This is a genomic window from Kitasatospora sp. MY 5-36, from assembly GCF_001182915.1.
Lineage (GTDB): Bacteria > Actinomycetota > Actinomycetes > Streptomycetales > Streptomycetaceae > Kitasatospora.
This window is the reverse complement of record NZ_LFVW01001338.1, coordinates 1-843: the sequence shown is the minus strand read 5'-3', so window position 1 is coordinate 843 and position 843 is coordinate 1. Positions and strand designations below refer to the sequence as shown.

Sequence of the window (843 nt, the reverse complement as noted above, 5' to 3'; positions counted from 1 at the left end):
CGGGCGGCGGGGGAGCTCGGGTCCGGACCGGCGTACCGGTGGCCCGGGGCGCCCGCCAGCAGCAGGGCGGCCAGCCGGCGGCCGTGCGCGGCGCTCAGCACGGCGATGCCCCGGCCGGCGGCGGCCTGCTCGTTCTCGGTGTCGCGGTTCATGCCGACCCCGCTCCACAGGCCCCAGGAGATCGTCCAGGCCGGGGTGCCGGTCTCCCGGCGCAGCCGCTCGACGGTGCTCTCCAGGTAGCGGTTGGCGGCGGCGTACCCGGTGGAGCCGACCGCCTCCTGGAGGCCGATCATCGAGGAGAAGGCGACGAACTGGGCGCCGGGGCGCTGTCGGACCAGCTCGATGAGGTGGTCGGTGCCCTCGGCCTTGGTCCGGACGGCCTCGCGCCAGTCCTCGGTACCGGTGTCGGCGAGGAGCGTGAGCCGGTAGCCGCCGGCCAGGTGGAGCACGCCGTCCAGCGGTGCCTGCCACTCCCGCTCGGCCTCGGCGAGCACCTCCGCCAGTTGCTGACGATTCGTCACATCGGCCTGGCGGTAGGTGACCTGACCGCCCTGGGCGGCCAGTCGGCGCAGCGCGGCCCGGCGTTCGGCCGCCTCGGCGGTCGGGGCGTCGAGGTCGCTGCGGCCGACGATCAGCAGCCGGGAGCCGTACTCGCGCAGCAGTCCGGGCAGCAGCTCGGCGGCGATCCCGCCGAGGCCGCCGGTGACGAGGTAGCGGGCGCCGGGGGTGAGCAGTGAGCAGCCGTCCCCGGCCGGTTCGGGGGCGGCCTCGGCCGGTGCCAGCCGGGGGACCCAGGGGCGGCCGGCGCGCCAGGCGGACTCGGGCTCGGGGCGGGGGTCGGCG

At 77.5% G+C, this 843-nt stretch carries 1 protein-coding gene; it reads right to left on the bottom strand.

Going from position 1 to position 843, the window contains the following annotated elements:
* Window positions 1–843: SDR family NAD(P)-dependent oxidoreductase (locus tag AE652_RS42315; protein WP_049661544.1), on the bottom strand; the 843-nt coding region annotated here is incomplete at both ends.